The 23,598-nt window shown below is 34.3% G+C and carries 23 protein-coding genes; 2 read left to right on the forward strand and 21 right to left on the reverse strand.

Annotated features, from left to right (window positions below; all coding sequences use genetic code 11):
• Window positions 1-34: 34 nt before the first annotated feature.
• The 11 genes from K8M07_RS03480 to K8M07_RS03530 form a co-directional block, all read right to left on the reverse strand.
• The gene (locus K8M07_RS03480) at window positions 35-1,480 is read right to left on the reverse strand and encodes an FAD-binding oxidoreductase (protein WP_223376497.1); all 1,446 of its coding nucleotides are present in this window, start codon (window positions 1,478-1,480) and stop codon (window positions 35-37) included.
• A gap of 16 nt (window positions 1,481-1,496) precedes the next feature.
• Entirely contained in the window at window positions 1,497-2,720 is a 1,224-nt protein-coding gene (locus K8M07_RS03485; protein WP_223376498.1) for an electron transfer flavoprotein subunit alpha/FixB family protein, read from the reverse strand.
• Window positions 2,721-2,730: 10 nt separating this feature from the next.
• On the reverse strand, window positions 2,731-3,519 hold the full coding sequence (locus tag K8M07_RS03490) for an electron transfer flavoprotein subunit beta/FixA family protein (protein WP_223376499.1): 789 nt from the start codon (window positions 3,517-3,519) through the stop codon (window positions 2,731-2,733).
• Between the two features lie 246 nt (window positions 3,520-3,765).
• A complete protein-coding gene (locus tag K8M07_RS03495) occupies window positions 3,766-4,893 on the reverse strand; it encodes a CdaR family transcriptional regulator (RefSeq protein WP_223376500.1) in 1,128 nt (375 codons plus the stop codon).
• A gap of 394 nt (window positions 4,894-5,287) precedes the next feature.
• The gene (locus tag K8M07_RS03500) at window positions 5,288-5,968 is read right to left on the reverse strand and encodes a hypothetical protein (protein ID WP_223376501.1); all 681 of its coding nucleotides are present in this window, start codon (window positions 5,966-5,968) and stop codon (window positions 5,288-5,290) included.
• On the reverse strand, window positions 5,965-6,114 hold the full coding sequence (locus tag K8M07_RS03505; RefSeq protein ID WP_223376502.1) for a hypothetical protein: 150 nt from the start codon (window positions 6,112-6,114) through the stop codon (window positions 5,965-5,967). The genes K8M07_RS03500 and K8M07_RS03505 overlap by 4 nt, the downstream gene beginning before the upstream one ends.
• Before the next feature lie 77 nt (window positions 6,115-6,191).
• Entirely contained in the window at window positions 6,192-6,629 is a 438-nt protein-coding gene (locus K8M07_RS03510; protein ID WP_223376503.1) for a hypothetical protein, read from the reverse strand.
• A gap of 1 nt (window position 6,630) precedes the next feature.
• The gene (locus K8M07_RS03515; RefSeq protein WP_317845467.1) at window positions 6,631-7,530 is read right to left on the reverse strand and encodes an ABC transporter ATP-binding protein; all 900 of its coding nucleotides are present in this window, start codon (window positions 7,528-7,530) and stop codon (window positions 6,631-6,633) included.
• 15 nt (window positions 7,531-7,545) lie between these two features.
• Window positions 7,546-8,169 (reverse strand): TetR/AcrR family transcriptional regulator, encoded by a 624-nt coding sequence (locus tag K8M07_RS03520; protein WP_223376505.1) that lies wholly within the window; start codon window positions 8,167-8,169, stop codon window positions 7,546-7,548.
• Window positions 8,170-8,355: 186 nt separating this feature from the next.
• The gene (locus tag K8M07_RS03525; RefSeq protein ID WP_223376506.1) at window positions 8,356-9,057 is read right to left on the reverse strand and encodes a hypothetical protein; all 702 of its coding nucleotides are present in this window, start codon (window positions 9,055-9,057) and stop codon (window positions 8,356-8,358) included.
• 261 nt (window positions 9,058-9,318) lie between these two features.
• A complete protein-coding gene (locus tag K8M07_RS03530; RefSeq protein WP_223376507.1) occupies window positions 9,319-9,861 on the reverse strand; it encodes a GNAT family N-acetyltransferase in 543 nt (180 codons plus the stop codon).
• A 358-nt stretch (window positions 9,862-10,219) separates the two neighbouring features.
• Between K8M07_RS03530 and K8M07_RS03535 the strand changes: the two genes are divergently transcribed.
• Window positions 10,220-11,797 carry a multicopper oxidase family protein gene (locus K8M07_RS03535; protein ID WP_223376508.1) on the forward strand — a complete coding sequence of 526 codons (1,578 nt, stop codon included), beginning with the start codon at window positions 10,220-10,222 and terminating at the stop codon, window positions 11,795-11,797.
• A 246-nt stretch (window positions 11,798-12,043) separates the two neighbouring features.
• On the opposite strand, the gene K8M07_RS03540 is transcribed toward K8M07_RS03535, so the two are convergent.
• Complete coding sequence (locus K8M07_RS03540) at window positions 12,044-12,400, reverse strand: winged helix-turn-helix transcriptional regulator (protein ID WP_223376509.1); 357 nt, start codon at window positions 12,398-12,400, stop codon at window positions 12,044-12,046.
• 143 nt (window positions 12,401-12,543) lie between these two features.
• Here K8M07_RS03540 and K8M07_RS03545 point away from each other — a divergent pair, with 143 nt between their 5' ends.
• The gene (locus K8M07_RS03545; RefSeq protein ID WP_223376510.1) at window positions 12,544-13,086 is read left to right on the forward strand and encodes a GNAT family N-acetyltransferase; all 543 of its coding nucleotides are present in this window, start codon (window positions 12,544-12,546) and stop codon (window positions 13,084-13,086) included.
• A gap of 37 nt (window positions 13,087-13,123) precedes the next feature.
• Here K8M07_RS03545 and K8M07_RS03550 read toward each other — a convergent pair whose 3' ends face one another.
• The 9 genes from K8M07_RS03550 to K8M07_RS03590 all read right to left on the reverse strand — a co-directional run bounded on the left by K8M07_RS03550 (window position 13,124) and on the right by K8M07_RS03590 (window position 23,587).
• A complete protein-coding gene (locus K8M07_RS03550) occupies window positions 13,124-13,411 on the reverse strand; it encodes a DUF1905 domain-containing protein (RefSeq protein WP_223376511.1) in 288 nt (95 codons plus the stop codon).
• Window positions 13,395-13,583: a hypothetical protein gene (locus tag K8M07_RS03555; protein WP_223376512.1), complete on the reverse strand. Its 189-nt coding sequence runs from the start codon at window positions 13,581-13,583 to the stop codon at window positions 13,395-13,397. The genes K8M07_RS03550 and K8M07_RS03555 overlap by 17 nt, the downstream gene beginning before the upstream one ends.
• Window positions 13,584-13,707: 124 nt before the next feature.
• Window positions 13,708-14,397 carry a hypothetical protein gene (locus K8M07_RS03560; protein WP_223376513.1) on the reverse strand — a complete coding sequence of 230 codons (690 nt, stop codon included), beginning with the start codon at window positions 14,395-14,397 and terminating at the stop codon, window positions 13,708-13,710.
• A 507-nt stretch (window positions 14,398-14,904) separates the two neighbouring features.
• Window positions 14,905-15,861: a hypothetical protein gene (locus tag K8M07_RS03565; protein WP_223376514.1), complete on the reverse strand. Its 957-nt coding sequence runs from the start codon at window positions 15,859-15,861 to the stop codon at window positions 14,905-14,907.
• Entirely contained in the window at window positions 15,861-16,844 is a 984-nt protein-coding gene (locus K8M07_RS03570) for a M42 family metallopeptidase (protein WP_223376515.1), read from the reverse strand. Before K8M07_RS03570 ends, K8M07_RS03565 begins: the two co-directional genes overlap by 1 nt.
• Window positions 16,835-17,881, reverse strand: a complete 1,047-nt coding sequence (locus K8M07_RS03575; protein ID WP_223376516.1) for a hypothetical protein — start codon at window positions 17,879-17,881, stop codon at window positions 16,835-16,837. Before K8M07_RS03575 ends, K8M07_RS03570 begins: the two co-directional genes overlap by 10 nt.
• Window positions 17,882-18,119: 238 nt before the next feature.
• Complete coding sequence (locus tag K8M07_RS03580) at window positions 18,120-19,052, reverse strand: GNAT family N-acetyltransferase (protein WP_223376517.1); 933 nt, start codon at window positions 19,050-19,052, stop codon at window positions 18,120-18,122.
• A 586-nt stretch (window positions 19,053-19,638) separates the two neighbouring features.
• Entirely contained in the window at window positions 19,639-22,833 is a 3,195-nt protein-coding gene (locus K8M07_RS03585) for an FtsX-like permease family protein (protein ID WP_223376518.1), read from the reverse strand.
• A complete protein-coding gene (locus K8M07_RS03590; RefSeq protein ID WP_223376519.1) occupies window positions 22,820-23,587 on the reverse strand; it encodes an ABC transporter ATP-binding protein in 768 nt (255 codons plus the stop codon). Before K8M07_RS03590 ends, K8M07_RS03585 begins: the two co-directional genes overlap by 14 nt.
• Between the last annotated feature and the right edge of the window lie 11 nt (window positions 23,588-23,598).

Genomic DNA, 23,598 nt, shown 5'->3' on the forward strand with positions numbered 1-23,598 from the left:
TTATCTTAATGAAATTGATCTCTGTCTTAATTACTTAACAAGCATATAGATTAACTTTATAATTGGAGCCAAGTTTTCCTGGATTCATAATCTCATTTGGATCAAAGGCAAGTTTTATCCCTCTGAAAAGTTTCATGCCTTCTTCTCCAAATTCCTCTTCTAGATATGGTATTTTAGCAAATCCAATACCGTGCTCTCCAGAAACTGCCCCTCCCATAGAAAAGGCCTTATTGTACATCTTTTCAAATACTTCTCCAGCTTTTTTATTCCATGTTTTCTCATCCATTTCATCCTTTAAAAGATAAATATGAAGGTTTCCATCTCCAGCATGACCAAAGCTACTAATTCTCATCTCATATTCTTCTTGTAACTTATGAGTATAGATAATAAAATCTCCTACTTTATTTCTAGGTACTACTACATCACATTCATCCATATGAGTAGTAGATGCCTTAATAGCTTCCAAAAACGCTCCTCTGGCTGACCAAATAGAATCATGTCTTTCATCGGTATCTGCGATTAATACATCTAGTGCTCCACACTCAAGACAGATATCTGCAACCTTTTCATAAGCTCTTTCTAATTCTTGCTTTGAATTTCCATCAAATTGCAAAAGCAAATATGCATCCGATGAATTATCTGGGAATTTCTTTCCTAAAAATTCTTCTGCTGCAAGAATTACTTCTCCTTGCATAAATTCTATAGCTGTCGGAATACTTTTAGATTTGATAATTTCTGGTACAGTTTGAATGGCAGTTGGAAGATTTTTAAATGGGATCAATAAACTTAATTTATTCTTAGGAAGGGGTAATAATTTAAGAACAAGTTTGCTAACGACTCCTAAGGTTCCCTCAGAACCCACTACAATATCCTTTAAGCTATAACCAGAACTATTTTTTACAATTTTTCCACCAAACTCCATTACTTTTCCATTGGGAAGTACAAACTCCATACCCCTTACAAAATCCCTTGTTACACCATATTTTACTGCTCGCATACCACCAGCATTTGTGGAAATGTTTCCACCAATAGAAGCACTCTTTTCTCCTGGGTCCGGTGGATAAAAAAGATCATGGGATTCCACAAATTCTGTTAATTCCATTAGTAATACACCAGGCTCAACGGTTACTGTAAGATTTTCTTCATCTAGCTCTAAAATTCGATTCATTTTTTCTGTACTAAGCATGATACCACCACAAAGTGCAACTGCTCCTCCTACCAAGCCAGTTCCCTGTCCTCTTGTGGTAACAGGTATTTTATTCTCATTGGCGTATTGTAATACCTTCGAAATCTCTTGAGTATTCTTTGCATAGATTAGCACTTCAGGGTACTTTTCCATTCCTGCTAATTCGTCTCCGCTATAATCATCATGAATGTTTTCTTCCCCTACAAAAATACTATCTTCTCCCACTACCGATTTCAGATATTGTACATCCTTATCATCTATTTTCTTATAATTCACCATAGTTGTTGTAATCATTTTACCCCTCCTCATTTTATAAAGCTTGTGCAGCTACAGCTTCATCTATTTTTTTACGGTCTAATTTTTCAATTAGTTTAGGTATAATCTCATAAATATCTCCTATTACTGAATAATTTGCGATATCAAAAATAGGTGCCTTAGGATCCGTATTAATAGCTATAATCACATCAGAATTTTCCATACCTGCTCTAAATTGAACAGAGCCACTGACTCCACAGGTAATAATCAGTTTTGGTTTTACCGTTCTCCCAGAAAGCCCAATTTGTGTTTTAGGATCGGTCCATCCTGCTTCTATTAAAGGTCTGGTACTTGCAACCATTCCTCCCAACTTGTCAGCTAACTTATGAACCATTGCTAAATCTTCTTCTTTTTGTATACCTCTACCGGCTACTACTAATACATCAGCATCTTCAATGTATTTTGCCTTTGGTTTTTCCTTATGAGCAAGGACTGTAATTGCTGATTGAAAGGAATTTTTACTAATATAGCATTGAATAATTTCCCCTTTCGCTTTCTTTATTGGTTCAAGGGCAGTAAATATCTTATAGCGAACTGTTGCAAATTGGGGTCTGCTATTTAGAGTTTTAATATGAGCCATAATGTTTCCTCCAAAAGCCGGTCGAATCTGTGATAAATCAGTATTTTCATTAATTTCTAAACTAGTACAATCTGCAGTTAAACCTGTTCTAAATCTAGCAGCCACCCTAGGAGCTAAACTTCTTCCTATTGTAGTACCTCCTACCAGTATCACAGAAGGTTTTTGCTTTTTAATAAAGTCTTCAAAAACTGCTGCATAAGGTTCTATTCTATAGTCCTCAAGCTCCTTATAATCATATACAAATACCTTGTCTGCACCATAATGTAATAACTTTTCGGCTGATTCTATTATGTTGTATCCCGAGAATAATGCTAACACTTCATGACCAATTTTATCAGCTAATTCTCTTGCTTTACCTAATAATTCAAAGGTAACGGGATGAATATTGCCATAGGTATGTTCCACATATACAACCACGTTATTCCAAAGAGATTTATCTATTTCCTTTTTCCATTCATCTTCAACAAACTTAAAATATTCTGCTCTTTGTCTGGTACAAATCTTACAAATCTTACACCCAGAATTGATATCCAATTTCCCGTGCTTAAATTCTATTGCTCCAAAGGGACAAATTTTTGTAATTTCTTGCCCTTCATTAGCCCCTATACTCTCTTTTTGTATCACATCTATTCTTGCCATAATAAACCTCCTATACGATTTTTAGTTCTAGAATTTTTTGGGTTATCCTTTCCGATAGTTCCTCTGCATTTCCTTCCCAAGTCTCAGTTTCTTCATTCGATTCTGGTGGAAATATGCGAACTACTTGTGTAACAGAACCATTCATTCCATATTTTGAATCATCTGGATCTTCAAAATCGTCTACCCCAAAGGTGATAATTTTTTTATTTTGAGTCTTCTTCTTTAGCTTATAGGAAGGAAGTCTAGGTTGGTTAATATCCTTATCTAAGGAAATGAGACACGGTAATTGTATTTCTACTGTTTGTACCATAGTTGGTAGGTCAAAATCTACCACAATAGAGCTTTCTTTTATTTGTTTAACTTCTAATATATTGTTTGCATGGGGGATATCAAGAAATTCAGCAATTTCAGCTCCTACCTGAGCTGTATCTCCATCTGTAGTTTGTTTTCCACAGATAATCAAATCAGCATTTCCTATTTTTTTAATACCTTCAGCTAATGCTTTTGCTGTAGCTAGAACATCAGCGCCAGCACATTTTCTATCTGTAATTAGAAATCCTTTATCTGCTCCCAAAGTAAAGGATTCTTGCAGGACCTCTTCTGCCTGAGGTGGTCCCATTGTAAGAACACTTACACTTGCTTCGATTCTTTCCTTTAACCTAATGGCTTCTTCAATTGCAAATAAATCATAAGGATTGATTTTAGAATCTACACCATCCCGTTTTAGATTGCCTGTTTTTTCGTCAATTTCAACCTCTGAAGTACTGGGAACTTGTTTGATACATACTGTAATATTCATAGTTACCCTCCTTTTTTTATTGATATATACGAACTATTTAGTATGTCTTGAAAACGTTTAAATAAAAGTCATAAGTTTAGCAATTCTTAATCGATCAATTATTGCCTTTGAGGAAATTTATTTACTATAATGTTTCTATAGGTAAAATTATACAGTACAAAAAAATAAAGATAAACGGTCCATAAACCATTTATCTATAATATATGTATTGTTTTTTTGTTTTGTATAACATATAATCGTTATCAATTAACTGAATTTTTTTAATATAAAAGCTGTTCTGAGAACAGTAAAATCTCGAATTTTTCTCATATCATATCCAGTTATTTTATAAAGTTTGTTAATTTTATATTGAAGTGTATTTTTATGGATAAATAGTTCTTCTGAAATTCTTTTTATAGATCCATTATGTTTTTCATATAGTTCTATAATTTTTCCATATTCATTGTATTCTGATTGGGTTAATCCCTTCAGAACTTTATTTGTATATTCATAAATGTAATTAGAAGGAATATTACTTAGAAGTATTTCAAAATCCATTTCATCATAATATGCAACTTCTCTTTTAGTCACTAAAAGAGACCACTTTAGTGCATCATTCGCTTTAATATAGGATTCTTTTAGATTGGATAGCTCTTTTTGTATGTCCCCTATTCCAAATTTTAGATGAAGATTTGTTTTTTGTTTTACAATATTTCGTATATTTTCAATCATATGCTCTATTTGAGCTTTGTTTGTAGTCTTTACTATCATAACAATATTATTTCCTAATAAAGAAATTATTGTATTATCATTTTGTATTGTTCGAAATAATCGAAAGACTTTTTCTTTATTTAAAAGTCTTTTATTTTCATGACCAGCAATGGTTGATACAATTACAATACGTGGAACATGATTTTTAATTCCAAATAAATTTTCATATTTAATAACATAATTTTTATCTAATATATTTTCATTTAATATCAATGAATCTACTAGTATCCTATCTTTTTCAATTTTGTTATTCTCTAAATCTTTGATATAGCCTTCCTTCACTAAAATTTCGGTTAATCGCCTAATGATTTTTACATATTTCTTGACTTCTTCACTATCCCCTGTAATTCCTATAACACCGATAATGGCATCATTTAACTTTACTGGCATATTAATACCTTTTTTCGCTCCCTTATATTCTGCATCACTATTAATGACAAGGTCCTTTCCAGTTTTAGCTACCTTTCTCCCTCCATAATGAAAGTTTCCTAAACGGCTAGGAACAGTAGAAGCGATAATTTTGCCTTTCGGGTTCATAAAAATCAGATCTTGTTCTACAATTTCTCTCATTTCATATAAAATACATTGTAAATAGTTCTCTGATATATAAATATTATCTTGCATAAGAACTCTCCCCCTTATATATAAAAAAGCAATTCCTTATTTTTTCCTTTTTTATTATTTTAACATATAGAATATTTAGAATTGCTGTACAAAAATAAAAAAATACTTACGTAAGAATCATTTTTGTATACTATATATACTATTAAAAAATAGAAGGTTTAATAACAAGGGAGATATTTAATATCGAACCGGGAAGGCGAGAAAAAACATATGCATGATATTTTGTCCCGAATATCTCATTAGCCATATGCTGTCCCTACAAAAATAAAAACCTTCCTTTCGACAGGTTTGTTCTTAACGTTAAACCTCTATTATCTTGTAATTACATAATAATTAATTTTGTATGAATACTTATAATTCTTCTCAATCACTGATCAAAAATGTCTATAATTTTTTATCCAATGCTTCGATGCCTAAATCCAATGAATCCTAACCATGTAAGTGCCGCCGCAATAACTGTTAACACAATCAGTGGAGCAATTGAAAGCTCCTGTATTGGGATACTATAATGGGCATAGGCAAAAGGCGTCCATTGCAGTGCAGACCATCCAACAATTCCGACCTCCCAAAGCATCTCTATGAAGATAAACACTCCCAATATGAGCCAATTGAGAACAGAGGCCATACGGGGCAGCCAGCCGTATAGAAGGACGGCAATGCCAATAATTGTCCAGACGGGAGGGATTTTCGAAAGGCTCATGCCTAACACGCGTGGCAAATGACTGAACTCTCCCGCAGCAATGCTCCATCCCAATTCAGAAGACAAACCGAGGACAAGAAGTATCAATGCGTTGCTTGCAAAAACAACCGTCAAATAGCTTCCCATCCATTTGATCCTGCTCACGGGTTTTGACAATATCAGCTCGGCATAATGCTCCTTTTCTTCCTGCCGCAGACTTTGTACTTTTGTGATGGCAAAGACAGACAAACCTGCCATCAGTCCCAGGATGTAGATTAAAATGGCAATGAAAGCTTCCTGATTGCCCAGCTTTGCTATGGCAGTCCCCCAGGTGTTCATCTGGGCCAGAGTGGAGCTGATAGCTTCAGATATATTGGGCGCAGCCACTCCCATCATCCCTCCAAGCCAAGCCATGTCCAGTTGGTACTGCCACCACCTATATTATTGAGAACCATAGCTACCATGGTTAATCCATATACAGCAAATACACCTCCTCTTGCGCTGCCGCTATGAGCAAAAACCTGGGCACTTAATCCGCCCACCCCAGCAAAGATACAACCGGAAGCGGCAAGGGTTAGTCCAGCCAATAGGGAACCGCTCCCTGCGAAGCCAATCCCTATCAAAACACAGCCGTCAATAAGCCTGCTAACAAGCTCCCTCCACAGGAAAGAAGTAGGGCTGCCGATAGATTAGCATATTTTCCTACGGGTCTTCCTAGTATCAATTCATTTCTTCCAGATATTTCTTCCGTACGGGTATGACGAATCATAGTAAGTGCCGCTCCTATCATAACCGTTATGGAAGCCTGTAGCAATCCCCGCCATAGAATGGCTCCTTCTATATTTAATGGAACAACAGGTCCAAGTAAAGCAGTAACAAGAGGACTTTCTGATAGTTCAGCTATATACACCTGCCAATCTGGCATTGCTTTCACAAAAGACACCTGACCGTTAATCACTATCAAGGCAAGCAATATCCATATAGGCAGAATAATTCTGTCTCGTCGCAAATAAAGCTTAAGCAGCTTGCCTGTACCAGAAAAATGATTTCCTTTCATGTCAGTTCAACTCCTTTCCCTCATGCTTATCTCCGTAGTGACGCATGAACAATTCTTCCAGAGTAGGCGGTTCTGCTATAAGCGATTTAATACCCATTGGTGCAAGCGCATTCATAACTGCGTCGACGGCATTGGTGTCCACTGAAAAACGCCACTTTTCATCCTTTTGGGTTACATCGTGTACCCCTTGTAGTTGTTTTAGATTTGTAGGTTTGTCAAGCTCCACAGTTACGGTTGTGCGTGTCAAATGTCGCAGTTCTTCAAGAGTGCCGGATTCAACGATTTTTCCCTGCCGGATAATCCCTACCCTGTCGCATAGTACCTCTACTTCCGCAAGAATATGACTGGACAAAAAAACAGTTTTTCCCTGCTTTCTTACTTCGAAGATACATTCCTGAAAAACCTGCTCCATTAACGGGTCAAGACCGCTGGTAGGCTCATCTAAAATCAACAACTCTGCATCGGAAAGAAAGGCTGACACCAACGCCACCTTCTGACGGTTTCCTTTAGAATAACTACGGCATTTTTTCTTCGGGTCAAGCTGGAATCTGCCCAACAATTCTTTGCGACGAGAAGAATTGATTTTACCATGCAAGCGGCCTAAAAAATCAATCACCTCACCCCCAGTTAAATTGGGCCACAAGGTCACATCTCCAGGTATATAGACAAGCCGCTGGTGAAGAGCAACAGCGTCCTGCCAAGGGTCGCCGCCCAACAGCTTTGCTTCTCCTGCATCTTTACGAAGCATTCCCAGAAGGATACGAATGGTTGTTGATTTTCCTGCTCCATTTGGTCCAATAAATCCATACACCTCGCCTTGTTTTACGGTCAAGTCAACTCCGCGCAAAGCCTCATACTTACCATAGGACTTAGTAAGTTTTCTTGTCTCAATTACATTCATCATAATACCCTCCAATCATTTATAATAGGTTTTTCGCAATTCATTTAGATAACCATCAAATTCCGTGCGAATTTTTTCAAAATTAAGCTCTGAAATATCTGAACTCCTGAGCTTATCAACTATTTGACCTGCATATCCACTAACAGCCCAAAAAATTAGCTGCTTAGCTTTCTCTATATCCAGCTCACTACGGAAGTATGACGTATCAATATCGCCATAAAATCGTTCAAAACTACTAGTTTCCACCATCTTACGCCTTTTCTTCAGCTCATCCTTTATCACATCAGAATCCGTAAGTACAGCAATTTTAATAAAATCAAAAATCCACGGGTATTTTTGCATCACCTGAATTTTGAGCAAACAGGTTTGTCGAAGTCGCTCAAAAATATCCTTCTCACGTACATCAATTTGATCAAAATATTCTCGGTTCAATATATCTAGACAATAATCGTAAAGAAAGAGAAAAAAATCCTTCTTATTATTGATATAGTGAAACATCAGTGGCTTTGATATGCCAGCTTCTTTGGCAATCACATTAGTCGATGCATCGTCAAAACCTTTACTCGCAAACTCCCTGAGCGCCGCATTCAAAATTGCATTTCGTCTTTTAGGCTCTAACCCCAAAAATTTTGAGAACATTATAATCACCTTCTTGTTATTTTTTATATCATTAGAATGATTTACCTACTAGGTCAATACAATTATTATAACATTATTTACCTAATAGGTCAATAATAATGCATAGATTGTTTATTATGATGCTCTTGCAAGAGAAGGAAAAAAGTTTAATATTAATTTACAATAAATCAAGGGCAATAAGTTCTTTTATCTTTTTCTTAAGATCTCAAATTTCCTTTTTCCAATTTTTTGTTTTTCTAATCGTGTAAATTTTTCATTTCTAACTTTCTGTTTCTTATTCATACAAAGACCTATGATAGTATCTAAACCACAAATTCTATAGAGTGTATCTAATAACTTATCTATAACATTTTCTTCATTCCCTCTCCAATCTACCATATGACCATATGGAACATCAGTAATAATAATATCTGGTTTTGTCTTAAGATTAAGATCCTTTAATACGTCAGACTGAAAAATTTCATATTCAATATTGGTTTTAATTAAACTCTTAAGTGCAATTGCACTATTTTTTGCTTCAATATGTGATTGTTTTTGATAACTTGCTATCATTTGATTAATCTCTATTATCCGTTTATTTATTCCTTCTTCACTCAGTAATGATAAGTTCTTTTTTGCAGTATTAAGTAATTCTATATTTATATCACTTCCAATGATTTTCCCAATCGTATCTTGATTTAAAAATCCCAAAACAGTAAGTAAGTATCCCCCACCACAACAACAATCATATAAGCAAATATTGTTCTCTTTAGGTGAGTATTGTAAGCACCTTCCATATATCTCTTGTGCTAATCTTACTGGGAAGTTTGTCATACCACTTCCATGATACAGAACACGACCACTTGAAAAGTTTTCGTAATTATCGTTTTTGCTGTATTTATATTCCATATGAAGAACCTCCTTCACGTTTAATATTGATTTAATCTAATATCACTTTTGATATTTTAAAAATAATACTTACAGCAACTTCTAAGTATTATTTTCCCACATTTTCATCAAATAGAAAGAACTTTGTTGAAAAAATACTAGAGTTCTAGCAAGTGGATTTCTTAAAAAAAAGCAAGTACTGTCGGTTAAAATTGCTACATCCATATGGATTTGAATTATCAATTATTATTGCCTTTATGTCCTTAAAATTCATTACTACGTTCATAATACTTTACTTAAAGTAATTCGCCAAATCATATGATGCCTATTTTCTCCCCAATAGTTTTTAAGAAAATAATGAGGAGAACCAAATTTCTTAATCCATATTTTTTGAGCATTAGAATACCCACTATCTAAACAAAACTCTTCTATGCCTCTATTTTTCATAGCTTCATATATGGAATTCAAAAGTAAATTACCTATACCTTGTTTTTGATAATCTGGTCTAACAAAAACAGTTCCTACTTCAACGAGATGTTTCAATTCCCCATTAGTACAGCTATCAATCAGGTCACTGGATTGACCATATTCTATGGTACCAATAATATTTTCATTATGTTCTGCTATCAAAAAATATCTGAGTTTACCGTTACTATCTAGGTCATATTGTAAATACTTCTTCTTAAATTTAATTTCCTGTTCAAGATCATATACATTATTTTCAATACCTTCTCTTATAAAGGTATCCTTGATTACTATTTTGAAAAAATTATGTAATTCTTCTTTATCTTTAAGTTTTGGTCTTCTTATCTCAATGTTTAGCAACTTAATCTCCCCTATAGTATAATAAAGATTACTCTATTTCATAGTACCAAAATCAATAACCATTAACAATATACACGCTGAATAATATACCATATTTACTTAAGAATCTTCAAAGCCTTTGATATTAGCCTATTCTTCTCTATCAAGCAAATCATCTCAAATTGTCTTCTGTGCATTTTCTATGTAACAAGATAGCACTTTTAGCTATGCTTAGCATAGTATAATAATAAAAGCTTCTATTGAATCATTAAAAATTAAAGAAGCTTTTCTTGAAACTCACTGACGGAAAGTTCCGTATCTTAAATATTAAAGTAGAATTTTCCTTTTAGTTATAAAAACAATTAATGGAGGGAATGATATGACAATTCAACCATTTATAAATCCGTTACCTATTCCAAAGATACTTCAACCTAAAGAACGTAACAAACACCACACCTATTATGAGGTAAGGATGCAGAAGTTTCTACACCAATTTCATAGTGAGCTTCCACCTACAAGAGTTTGGGGATATGAAGGACAAATTCCAGGTCCCACTATTGAAGTTGAACAAGGAGAAAACATTCATATACAATGGATAAATGAATTACCGGATACTCATTTTTTACCTATAGACCAAACTATACATGGAGCAGGCGAGGGAATGCCAGAAGTAAGAACTGTTGTGCACATACACGGAGCCGAAGTAGAACCAGATAGCGATGGATATCCAGATGCTTGGTTTACAAGAAACTTTGAAAAATGCGGTCCACGATTTGTTAATAGAATTTATAAGTATCCTAACAATCAGAACCCTACTACACTCTGGTATCACGACCATGCTCTTGGTATAACCCGTTTGAATGTGTATGCGGGATTGGCTGGAATGTATATAATCCGTAATGAACAGGAACGTGCACTAAATCTACCTTCTGGTATTTATGAAATACCTTTGGTTATTCAGGATAAAACATTTAATGATGATGGCTCACTTTTCTATCCTAGTACTGTAGACGTGCCAGATCGACCTCCAGATTTTCCTGATGTTTCTATTACTCCAGGTGTTGATGGAGATACTATAATTGTAAACGGTAAAGCTTGGCCTTATCTTGAAGTAGAACAAAGAAAGTATCGATTCCGCATCTTAAATGCTTCAAATGAGAGATTCTATCGTATGAGTCTGGACTCTGGTCAGCAGTTTATTCAAATTGGATCTGATGGCGGCTTGCTTCAACGGCCTGTCAGATTAGATGAGATAACAATAGCTCCTGCAGAACGTATAGATATTGTTATAGACTTTACAAATCAACCCATAGGAACAAATATCATACTTACCAATAGTGCAAGAGTGCCATTCGATTTTGGCGAAGAACCTGATCCAGAAACAACTGGCTTAATCATGGAGTTTAGAGTTAGAGAACGTAATAGTGAAGATAATAGTGTTGTACCTCAGTTTTTAAATGTAATTAAAAGGTTTAATGAATACGACGCAGTTAAGATTAGAGATATCACTTTGGATGTAACTAGAGATAATTTCAACCGCCTGTTATTCCTACTAAACAATCATGAATATATGGATGGAATTACAGAGGACCCAACTATAGGCAACCTAGAGATATGGAGAATTATAAATCAAGGTGCCGCTGTACATCCTATTCACATTCATCAAATTCAGTTTCAAATTCTGGATCGAACACCCTTTGACGTAGACGCTTTTAATCTTACTGGGCAGTTAAGATTTACCGGTGAACCCGAACTCCCTCCAGCAAATGAAAGAGGTTGGAAGGATACAGTTCAAGCCCCTCCAGGATTCGTAACTCGAATAGCCGTACGATTTGGTCCTTATACTGGAAGATATGTATACCACTGCCACATTTTAGAACATGAAGATCATGATATGATGAGACCATTTGATGTATTACCACGAAAACATAAACATATTAAACACGATAATAGTTAAACACAAATAAATCTTATCTAAAGGAGACAGCTAAACAACTAAATGTCTCCATATTTTTTTGATAATTTATACCACATCAAAATAATATCTAATCTCTAAATCCTGCTATCTTTTAAACAGATAATTCCCCAAGCTTTACATTTATGAATATAGACTATTTCTTAATTTTTTAATCCTATTCGATAAATTCTCCATTTCAAGAACTATAATGTTTCAACATTGGATAAGACAAACCGTATCCTCCCATTATGGGTTTTGTTGAGCATCAAATAAAGACTTCATCCTATCGCCCCAATTAGCCAGTGCCTTAAGAGCCGCAATAAGATTTTCTCCGTTATCTGTCAGAGAATATTCGACCCGAAGCGGTATCTCCATAAACTGTTTACGATTGACAACGTCGTAAGACTCCAATTCCTTTAGCGACTGAGTTAGCATCATGTTAGTAATCCCCTGAATATCTCTTTTTAACTCGTTGTATCTCATAGTTTCGTTTTTGTGCAGAGACCAGATAATAGGCAACCTCCACTTACCACCGATAAGGTTTAAGGCAAATGTCAGCGGACAGTTATCAAAGTTGTTTTTATACGATTCTTTACCATTCATAAAATCACTCCAATACTCAGTTTTTTCTTACTTAGGCAGAAAATATTGCATACTTGTTATGATAGTCTCAGCTGATATAATTATAGTTGAAGGCTGATTAATCAGTCAAAATTATTTTATACTTATATGAAAGGGTGATTGATTTGAGTATACATTATGAAGTTATTTCAGAAGATAATATTATTTGTGTTAAAAACTTGTGTAATGATTTAATGGCTTATCAAAAATTAAAGGCACATATCTATCCTGAGTTTTTTGATAATATGTGTTTTGAAACAAGGATGATTCCTTCTATTAAGAGTGCTAAAGCAAATTACATAGTGGTAGCTAAACACGACAATGAAATCGTAGGATATGCCTACAGCACCATTGCCCCTAAGGAAATATACTCTGGTGGCTTTGCCACTTTACAATGTGATACCTTCTTTGACTTTGATTCCGTAAAAACTGATAACGTAGGCAGCCTCTCTCAGTTCTTTATAAAGGATGATTATCGCAATATGGGTATTGGTACAGCAATGTTCAACATGTCTATTGATTGGTTAAATTCATTTGAAGCAATAAATGATTTATTTATCTTTGTATCAAATGGAAATGATAATGCATTAAAATTCTATCAATATAAAGGTTTCAAGGTAAGCCACCAGATACTCAATGGATTTATTACGGTGCTGAGAAACACTTAATCCTTCTCCGCAGACCTCACATCGTCACATATAACCTTTACTTCTTCCTCTCTGTAACAATAATCTTCACGCTGTCGCCTGGCTGTTTGCCAATTTTAGCTCGAATATCCTTACGGAGTCCAATGATGTAGCAAATACTTCCATCGTCATTCTTAATTCCCATATTTACAATGCTCCCATCATATCCCTCTCCGTCAAATGTCGCGTGTACTTTTACTCTGCCTTTTCCAAATTCTTTTCTCACATCGAAGGGTATTTCTATATATGCTCCGTCAATATCAGGAACTTTCTTAATCTCCGCTTCAAACTCATATATTTTCTTCATTACATTCTCCTTTCAGTCTTGTATTGCAAGTTATTTTTTCTTCTCTTTCCAAAGCCTTATGCATTCGTTTTTCATGACTTACTACTTTGTGTATTTGATATAATATCCACTCATATCCGAAAACATCATAAAATATTGCATTTAATGCTTCATAATCAAACAATTTGGTCACCGGTTGCATCTCTTTACCACGATTGACGATGTAATCGACTTCCAATAAAAAAACTATTAAGACAATAGCAAGAAAACACCATATTCCCTGTACAAACAAGTGAGAATAACCGTACAATTGAATATTAATTAGAAATCCACCCCAACAATAACAGAATGATTACCAGAATTCCAGCTGATAACAAGCTAGAAAAATAAGATATATTGCTTAATAAAAAGAATATCGATCCTAATATTAATACAAACAAGCCTAATAGCCAAGGATTAGGAGCTAATTTATTTATGGATTTTGGATGATTATATATACTCATCTTTTTATCCTCATGAAATAATGTAAATCCTAAAACAACAAATATATTAATTAATATTGCGCTAATAATTAATTGTTTAGCTGAAGCAACAAATTGATATTCATATAAAACGCTTAGTCCCATTATAACAGAACCAAGAAAAGACAATATGGCATACATAGTAAAACCAAATCTGCCTAACCACGGTGTAGTTCGATGCCTCCAAAAGAGGGCCTCCGTCATTGCAATAGGGATGCTAATACTCCAGAAAACGTGAATGCTTAGGACATACACCGTCCAGAATGATCCTATACCTAGGCTTGGAATAAATCCATAATTTAGTAGTCCAATTCCAAGATAATTTGGATTAAAAAGAGTTTGAATGACAAATCCTTCTTCTATCAAACCATAGGCTAATGCTAGACAAAAAATTGTTGGCCATCCTCTACCAGTTAGCCGGACTAATTCTCGAATGAACAGTGCCCCACCACCATAAAGCAAAGCCAATAGTGAGAATATTATCAATTGATCTGAAGCTAAATTCCCCTATGAACGGTGATAGTATAAAAAGAAATAGTGCAGCACCAAACCGTGGCAATCTATTTACCCTTGATTTTTGTTTGTTTTCTTGATCTCTCATATCTTTTCTATTCATCAAAATTTTCTTCTAAGTTCAATAATTTTTATTTAATACAGCTAATAGAGCCATTATATATGATAAAGCATGTATATTCAAACATGTTATTAAAAACATAGCCATAAAAAGGTTTATTGTATATTATGATACTCTATAAATTATTTCCTTAAAATAATTGGAGCGTACCAACTTTAAAGCAAAACTTAATAAAATTACAGTTGCGATAATATCAAATTCATATTTTTCAAAATTATGTGCTTTATTCAATTATATTGCTATTTGTCCATGCCAAATATACCTTATATTAATACCAGGACTGACCCTTCCTTTTACTTCTTTTAAAATATCAAAGGAGACGATACGAAAACGTCTCCAATTTTATTATATTACGTTATTTATTTAATATAATTAATAACTAATCTTTCGATTTGCACTAAATCTTCCTTACATATAACTTCACAATTAGTATAAATATTTCTTATAGGATATGAAATATTAGCAACCTTACAATTGCATCCAGCTTTTAGTATTCCTAAAGAATCAGAATGCATATCTTTAGATACTGCTCTTTGAATTAAAATATTAGTATTTTGAGCTATCTTTTCTAAGGATGAAATAATTTCAGTATGACTTATAGTACCATTATCTCTAATAACTAGTACAGGACCCTTACCTAACTTCGTTTTATCTTTTAATGGAATAGCCCCTATACATATAGCTACCGTAGGACGTACACTGTGGGTAGCAACTATTGCTCCTCTTGCATTCAACATTCCATGAACTGAAAATACAAAATAAACATCGTTTTTTACTTCTGGCACAGATTTTATTATGTTTTTAACAATACTACATCCTGCTCTTGGATATAGAGCAACTCCTTTTATATAGTCACTATCTTTCAAATATTCACCATCTAATACACAAACTTTCCCAAGTTTTATTGCTCCATATCTTTTCTCATCTTCTGCAATAGTAGCAATATATAAGTTACTTACATCTAAATCGTTATCCTCTATGCCTTCTTCTTTTAAAATTGTACCCTTTACACCATTTTCAAATAATACAGAAGCATTAACCAATAAGTCTGCATCTACATTACTCAGCATAGAAAATCTATATTTTGTTTGGCCTTCTATATGAGTAACTATAAAACAAATCTGATCCATGGGAACAGATATCATTATTCTTTCTTTATCTATCTTTCCCTTTTTAAAAGCTATTAAATTACCGAGATTATCTACTACTATATCATCAACATTGTTTTTTATTTTATCTTCAATTAACTTTCTAATCTTTTCTTCGTGAGCTGATGTTCCAAATTCTCTTGATATGCTCATTAAGAATTCTTGCATTATAACATCCCTCCATTTTCTATTTCTTTGAGGAATAAATCTAAAAGCTTAACTGTATTTTCAAAATCCGAATAACTAGCAACGGATATAGGTGAATGTATATATCGACATGGAACAGATACTGTTAGACATTTAGCACCATTTCCTGAAACATGAATTGCACCAGCATCATTTCCCCCACCAGTAATTCTTCTTCTTTGATATGGAATTCCATTTTTTTCTGCCAATTCACATATGCCTTCACTTAAGCCAACATTAAAGTAGCTTGTCTTATCAGCAATTGAAATAGCAGGACCATGTCCAATAGATGTTCCGTGTCTATATGCTTCTACCATAGGAGTATCCGAACATACTGTTCCTTCAAGAACTATGCCTATATCTGGATTAATTAAATAAGAAGCTGCATATGAACCTCTATCTCCTATTTCTTCTTGAATAGTAAATACTCCGTAAATAGGAAGATCATAATTACCTTGTAAAATTTCTATAAGAACTTTGCAGCCTGCTCTATCATCTAAAGCCTTGGACTTGACAAGGCCATCTCCAAAATCCTCATATTCTGTAGTAAACATTCCATAGTCTCCTACTTCAACAATTTCTTCAGCTTCATTCTTAGTTTCTACGCCTATGTAAATATAGGAATTTTCATATCCATCTCCTAATCGTATTAGTCCAGGTATTTTATTTTCGCCTATATATACAGTCTTAGATGTCACAACCTTTTCATCTATACCTCCGGATGGTTCAAAGCTAAGGGTTCCATCCTCATTTACGCCTGTTATGATGATACCTACTTCATCCATATGAGCAGCAATCATCACGACGGGTCCTTCTTTTTTGCTATTCTTTTTAGCAATAACGCTACCTAGACCATCGTATGTTATTTCATCCACATAAGGTTCTACTTCACGTTTAATAATTTCCCTTACATCTTTTTCATCACCAGTAACTCCCCATGCCATAGCTAATTCTTTTAAAAGCAACTAAGTTCCCCCCAATCCTTTTTATCCAAAAAATAAATGAAATTTAACAATAATTTAGAAGTATAATCCAAGTCTATATTCTTTACAATTTCAGCAGAAGAATACTTGTACATCACAGGAGTTAGTAAAATAGCTGTTGGTATTCCTCCACAGGCTATTTGAATAGCCCAGGCATCTGTTGGGTTTTTGCCAGATGCAGCCTTTATTTGATATTTAAAGTCATACTCAATATTCTTTGCACACTTAATAAGCCATTTAGTAAGTTTTGAGTCTGCAGTAGGTCCAGAATAAATAGCAGGCCCAAATCCACTTTGTATTTTATTAAGTTTATCCTCTCTTGTTTTACTTGAAACTGAGTCCAAAATCAAAGCTATATCAGGCTTTACTTCATTTGCTGCTACTGTGGCTCCTATAAAGCTATTATAATGTTGCACTCCAAAAACTACATATAATTCCATATCTATATCTTTTAATGCTAACAACGTTTTATATAAAACTGGTATACCTATCCTGTCACATAGAGCTTTAGCACATATTGTATCATCTTTAAACGACATGCATCTTCTCTTAAATGTGACAGTATCACCAATATTTACATACTTCTTAGCCTTTTCCTTTGAAAAGCCTATATCTATTTTCATCTCTTCTAAGGTTACAGGAGCTTTTCTCTCTTTAGCCGACAATATATGAGGCGGCCTTAATCCTAATAGTCCTGGAACTGTTTTTTTGCCCCACACTAAAACTTCTTGCGATGCAAGATCTTTCGGATTAATATCGCCAACTATATCAAAATCTAAAAACCCTTTATCATCAATATTCGTAACTATAAGTCCTGGTTCGTCTATATGTGAAAATATCATGGCTTTTTGTGAATTTTTTTTACCATTTATTTTTAAAATAATATTTCCGATATTATCCATAAATACTTCATGTCCAAATTCATCAAAAATATCTTTAAGCAAATGTGATAATCTAAACTCATCACCACTAACTGCACCAATTTTTGTAACTGATTTTAATAATTCCTCTGCAGTCATATAATATGTCCCTCCTCTATTTGCTAAAAGGGTCCCTAGAAAGGAACCCTTCTTTTCTATAAGAATGTTTTCTCAATTATTGTAGTATATTGTAGAATTTTCATTTTATCTCATAATAAACCCTTTAAATATAATTGTCAATATGATTGAGAATTATTATAATTTTCCGAATCATTGCGATTGGATAAAAAAATCCCCCATGGATATAAAGGGAGACAATTTATTTGAGATCTTTTCATTAAAGGGTCAACTCCCACGTCTCCCCAATAAGGTCTTTGCCAAAGCTATGGTGTTCTTCGTGTTCTACTAGTTTAAATCCGGCTTTATCATAAATGCGACGTGCTTCTACAAGTACGCTATTGGTCCATAAAACAAGCTTCTGGTAACCTGCACGCCTCGCAAAAGTAATACACTCCTGTACTAAACGACTTCCAAGTCCCAATCCACGCGCTTTCGGTTCTACTAAAAGAAGTCGTAATTTCGCTACTGTCTCACTACTTTGAACAACGAATACCGAACCCACAATTTCACTATTCATTTCTGCTATTATGCATCGCTCACGCTCAGGTTTGTAGTTGTTAATGAAATCCGCTGCGATCTGAGCTACAAGAGCCTCAAAACGTTCATCCCAACCATACTCCTGGGCGTACAACACACCATGTCGGTGGGTAACCCAGCCCATATCGCCTGGATGATGACTTCTTAGAAAAAACGCTTCAGAAAATTTAAAGCTTTTCTTATCGAGGATATTTGCAATATCATGCATTGATTTTAAGAGTTTCTGTTGCTCTTCTTCACTAAGTTCGTTTAATATCTCGGCAACTTCATCTCGTGAACGCTGATCTAAAACCGAAAATACTTTCATACCTTCCTGTGTAAGGTGAATAAAAAACTGTCGGCCATCATGCTCTGAACGAACTCTTTCAGTAAGTTCTTTTTCCTCGAAGCGAGTTAGAATGCGGCTGAGATAGCCAGCGTCCAGCCCCAACTCACGACTTAACTTTGTAGCTGTTGGATTATCACTATTGGCAATTTCAAATAAAATCCGTACTTCAGAAAGGGAATAAGAACTGTGTAATAATCCTTCATGCAAGACACCTATCTTTCGTGTATAAATTCGATTGAACTTTCGAACTTGATCAACCTTGTTGTCAAGTGTACTTTTTTTCACAAATATCATCCTTTCATTGTTATTCTTAATTTAAATATATATTAATACACTTGACTTTGTCAATTAATTATTTGACTTTTTCAAATAATATTATCCGTGTCAGACACTAATATATAAATTTATTTTTTCATTGCAATTTTAATGCTTTTCAACCCTTTAACAACAGAATACAGTAATCATAACTCTGAAACCTACAAATGATAAAGAGATTCCCTATTATTTAGCTATTAGAAATTACATGAAAATACTTAGCAATAACGATTATTACCGCCAAATCGTTTACCTCCTTAAGCAAAAACTCCCCCAAACTCATCGTTCAGGGGAATAAAACACACCTAATATTAAACTAAAAAACTTAAAATCCTTTGATTTCAATCCACTTCCTCTCCATCAACAAAACTGTCTCAACGTGTGTTTTGATAGAAAAATGATACTAATACGCATTAATATTCGTTCTGTGTAAAGATATACCTTCTAGAATAATAGGGGTGTAATCTTTTCTAGCTTATACTTTTACACAATATATAGTATGCACCTCATGTATACAGTCATTTTATACCATTAATATAGAATTGATCACTAAGCTTTACTTTATAAATTCAACCTCTGGATATAGTGTTGATGGTGAATCCAATAATGGTTGAGGGATATCTTTTAAATGAAGATCAAAGAATGCGGCTATATAGTTTCTCTGTGCCTCAAACACTTGATTAGATTCAGCTGTACCGATACTTTGTTGAATTACTCTTGGTGAAATACTTAACTTTCTATTAAGTTGTGGAAAAAGAATCTGATAATCAGTAAAGGTATAATGTGCTCCATTAGGTATGGCAAGGTCCAATTTCCATCCAGTTGAATTCTTCCAGAAAGAATTTCTATCCTCTGCAGTTAGATGTGAATCTACTTCCCCATCATCATTATAACCTGCATTCATAAGCATAAATGGACGGTTTAAACCATACTTGGCTACAGGAAGTGGGTAATCAGGCATATATCCCATAGTACCATCCATATCAATACCTGCATCTACTCTGTCATCTTCATACATTACCTGTGCAGAAGTTGCACCACCAGCAGAATGTCCAAATATACCTACCTTCGTAAGATTTAATGCTTTAGCAAGACCTATAGGTAATTCTCGCCGATTGTGATCTGAATTTTTACCACCCTGTATTGCAGCAAGCTGATCAAGTACATATTTCATATCATCAACTCTTACATCCATCATCTTAAGCACAGTCTCTGCATTCATATCTTTTAATTTTCCAGTTTCAACACGTTCATCTGGAAATTCAACTGCAGAAGTTTCATATGTGTGGTCTACTGTAACCACTACGTAGCCTCTGCTTGCTAAATCTTCCACTACTGCAGTACCAAAGTTTCTTGGAACTGTACCTCCCGGAGAATATAAAATTACCGGCCACCCTTCATCACTGTTTGCAACTGGTGCATTAATCCATGCGTTCGTAACTATGCCTGATAAGTCAATTTGTCCAGGATCTAATCCAATAGTTGTAACAGTATTTTCATCATAATGTTTAGCTGCTCCAGGTTTCATATACAATGCTTTTTCTTCGCTTTCTCTCTGTGCAGGATACCAGATACTTACCATAAGCTCCCTTACTTCATCCTTCATCCAAGAATCAACTCGTGTATCATCTACCAGATGTATTTCAGTAGTGCCTATGTCATACTGACCTGTTGGTTCTGGAAGTTCCAAAATAATCTTCTCGCTGGTATAAGGTTCTTCCTTCTCTGCTGGTGGAGTAGTCCAAAGCAATGTTCCAACCAGTGTAATCATAAAGATAAAGACTAAAGCAACTAGTGCCCTAACTACTGGAAGAGATTTACCATTAACTATCTTAGTAGATGAGTTAACTGTAATCCCAAAATAAACTGCATATATAAAACTAAATATAATTACACATAAAACTATAGGCTGAATCAAATTAACTCCTGCTAAATTACTAAAAAATCGTTTGAGGAAGCTTATGATTGCCATATAATGTGCCACACCTATAACTAATGGTAAGCCAAATATAAATGCATTTTGCCTAAGTATGGACATGCTAATATCTCTATTGCTTACCCCTATTTTATTAATAATCTCGTATCGTGATTTATCTGAAGTCACTTCAGATAGTTGTTTAAAATAAATTATGCTGCCCGTTGCCATAATAAAGACTAATCCAAGAAACCCTAATATAAATACGTTAAAGGCTGCACCTTCTATACCTAATCTATATTCCGTATAAAATGTAGACAGCTTAGATTCTGGCGTCTTGATTTCCGCCAATGCGTTTGTAGTTTTCTTTGTAGCCTTTTGACCCTCTACAACATATCCAACATAGTCTACAGTTGAGCTTTGTGCTTCGATTTTATTATAAACCTCATCACTTACTACAATCATAACATCAGGATAGCTCCAGTTTATTACTCTCTCAACAGTCATACCTTCAAACTCAAGAGTTATATCTTCCTTAGGAAGATTAAGAGTAATAGTCTCACCCTTGTAATCAGATGTTTCATAGTCCGTGTACATTGGTCTTATTGCAATTGCTTTTTCATTTTCAATACTAGGTAGAGCAGTTAATCCTAAAATATTTGCAACCTTATTATATTGACCTACAGAGATTATCTTCACAGGATTCTCATCAGCATTTGCTTCTCTTCCTGACAGTATCTTTGAGCTTGAAGCTTCCCCTTTGCTTTTGATTACGGAGATTCTCGTTTGAGCAATAACAGGATGCTCTTCATCTCCTCGGATTATATTATCTACACTCTCATTAAAAGTTTCATCCTGAGAAATATACATATAACTAAAAGGTGTTGCCAATCGAGAGTTTTCTTCAAAACCATAGTACATTCCAACACCAACGCTAACGGCAGATAATGCAACTGCAGATAATAATGATATTACACTTAACATTCTGGAATTACCTTTAATTCGATAAACCAGATTAGATGTAGTTATCAGGTTCATTCCATTATAGTAACTTTTCTTGTTCCGCTTTTTTATTTTAAGCAGCAGAACCACCGCTGAAGAAAACAATAATATAGTCCCTAATATTATTCCTACAAGGGTTATGCCTATATTTCTAAGGACTTCTTCATTATCCGAAAACCTTTGGAATGCAAACCAATATCCTAAAATTAAACAAAGTACAGCCAGTATACCGGAGATAACAGATGCCTTAGGTTCCTGTTCTCCAACCTGTTCTGCTCTAAACAGTTCAATCAGTTTAAATTTATAAATCAATCTATAGTCTTGAATAGACGTAAGCAAAATAATAGATATAAATACAATGGTTGTATTAATAACAGCCTTAAGAGAAAATACCATACCTACATCTACTGCTATTCCAAGGAGTCGTATTAAAATCATGCTGAATAACCTAGATAAAAATGTACCAACTGCAATTCCTATTACTAACACTACAGTACCCATAATAAAGTTTTCATAAAACAGCATTCTACCTATAGTTTTTCTCTGCAGCCCAAGAAGTGAATACAGTCCTACTTCTTTTTTCCGTTTTCTTGCAAAAGTTTTATTTGAATACAGCATAAATACACTTACGAATAGTATCAGTATAACAGACGCCACCAAAAAAATTGACTGCATTGCCTCTGAGGATTCTATGCCCTTTACTATTTCTGTACTATACTGTAAAGAAACGAAGGTATAATAAATAACTACACTAAAAAGCATAGAAATAAAATAAATAAGATAGCTTTTAAAATTTCCTTTCATATTTTTCTTTGCTACATCAAATAATGTCACTCGCACTTCCTCCTAACATATTTAAAACATCCAATAACTTTTTAAAAAAGTCTTTTCGGGATGTATTTCCCTTCACAAGCTCTGTAAATATATTTCCATCTTTTATAAAAAGCACTCTCTTACAATAACTTGCTGCAAAGGCATCATGAGTTACCATAAAAATTGTTGCCTTATCTTGTTCATTAAGTGATTTTAAACTTTCCAAAAGGCCCGCAGCGGACTTTGAATCTAATGCTCCTGTTGGCTCATCAGCTAGTATTAAGCTTGGATTTGATATTATAGCACGTGATGCCGCCGTACGCTGCTTCTGTCCCCCTGAAATTTGATAAGGATACTTTTCAAGTATAGGACGAATACCAAACTTATCTGCAATTTCATCAACTCTGCGTTCCAGCTCTAATACATTCATTTTAGCTATTGCCAAAGGAAGCAGAATATTCTCCTTCACAGTTAATGTATCTAATAAATTATAATCTTGAAAGATGAAACCCAATTTATTCCGTCTAAAAGCAGACAATTGTTCCTCATTCATATTCAATATACTTTCTCCATCTATCACGATATCGCCAGAGGTTGGCTGATCAATGGTAGCTAAAATATTTAAAAGAGTTGTTTTCCCTGATCCGGAAGGGCCCATGATTCCAACAAATTCTCCTTCCTGAACATTCAGGTCAACTCCGTGCAAAACAGGAAAAACAGTTCCCTTTAGACCATACATTTTTTTGATTTTTCTTGCTTCTACAACTGTTTTCATATATTAAATTC

Origin of the sequence: Schnuerera sp. xch1 (genome assembly GCF_019931165.1) — a bacterium.
Lineage (GTDB): Bacteria > Bacillota > Clostridia > Tissierellales > Tepidimicrobiaceae > JAIOUP01.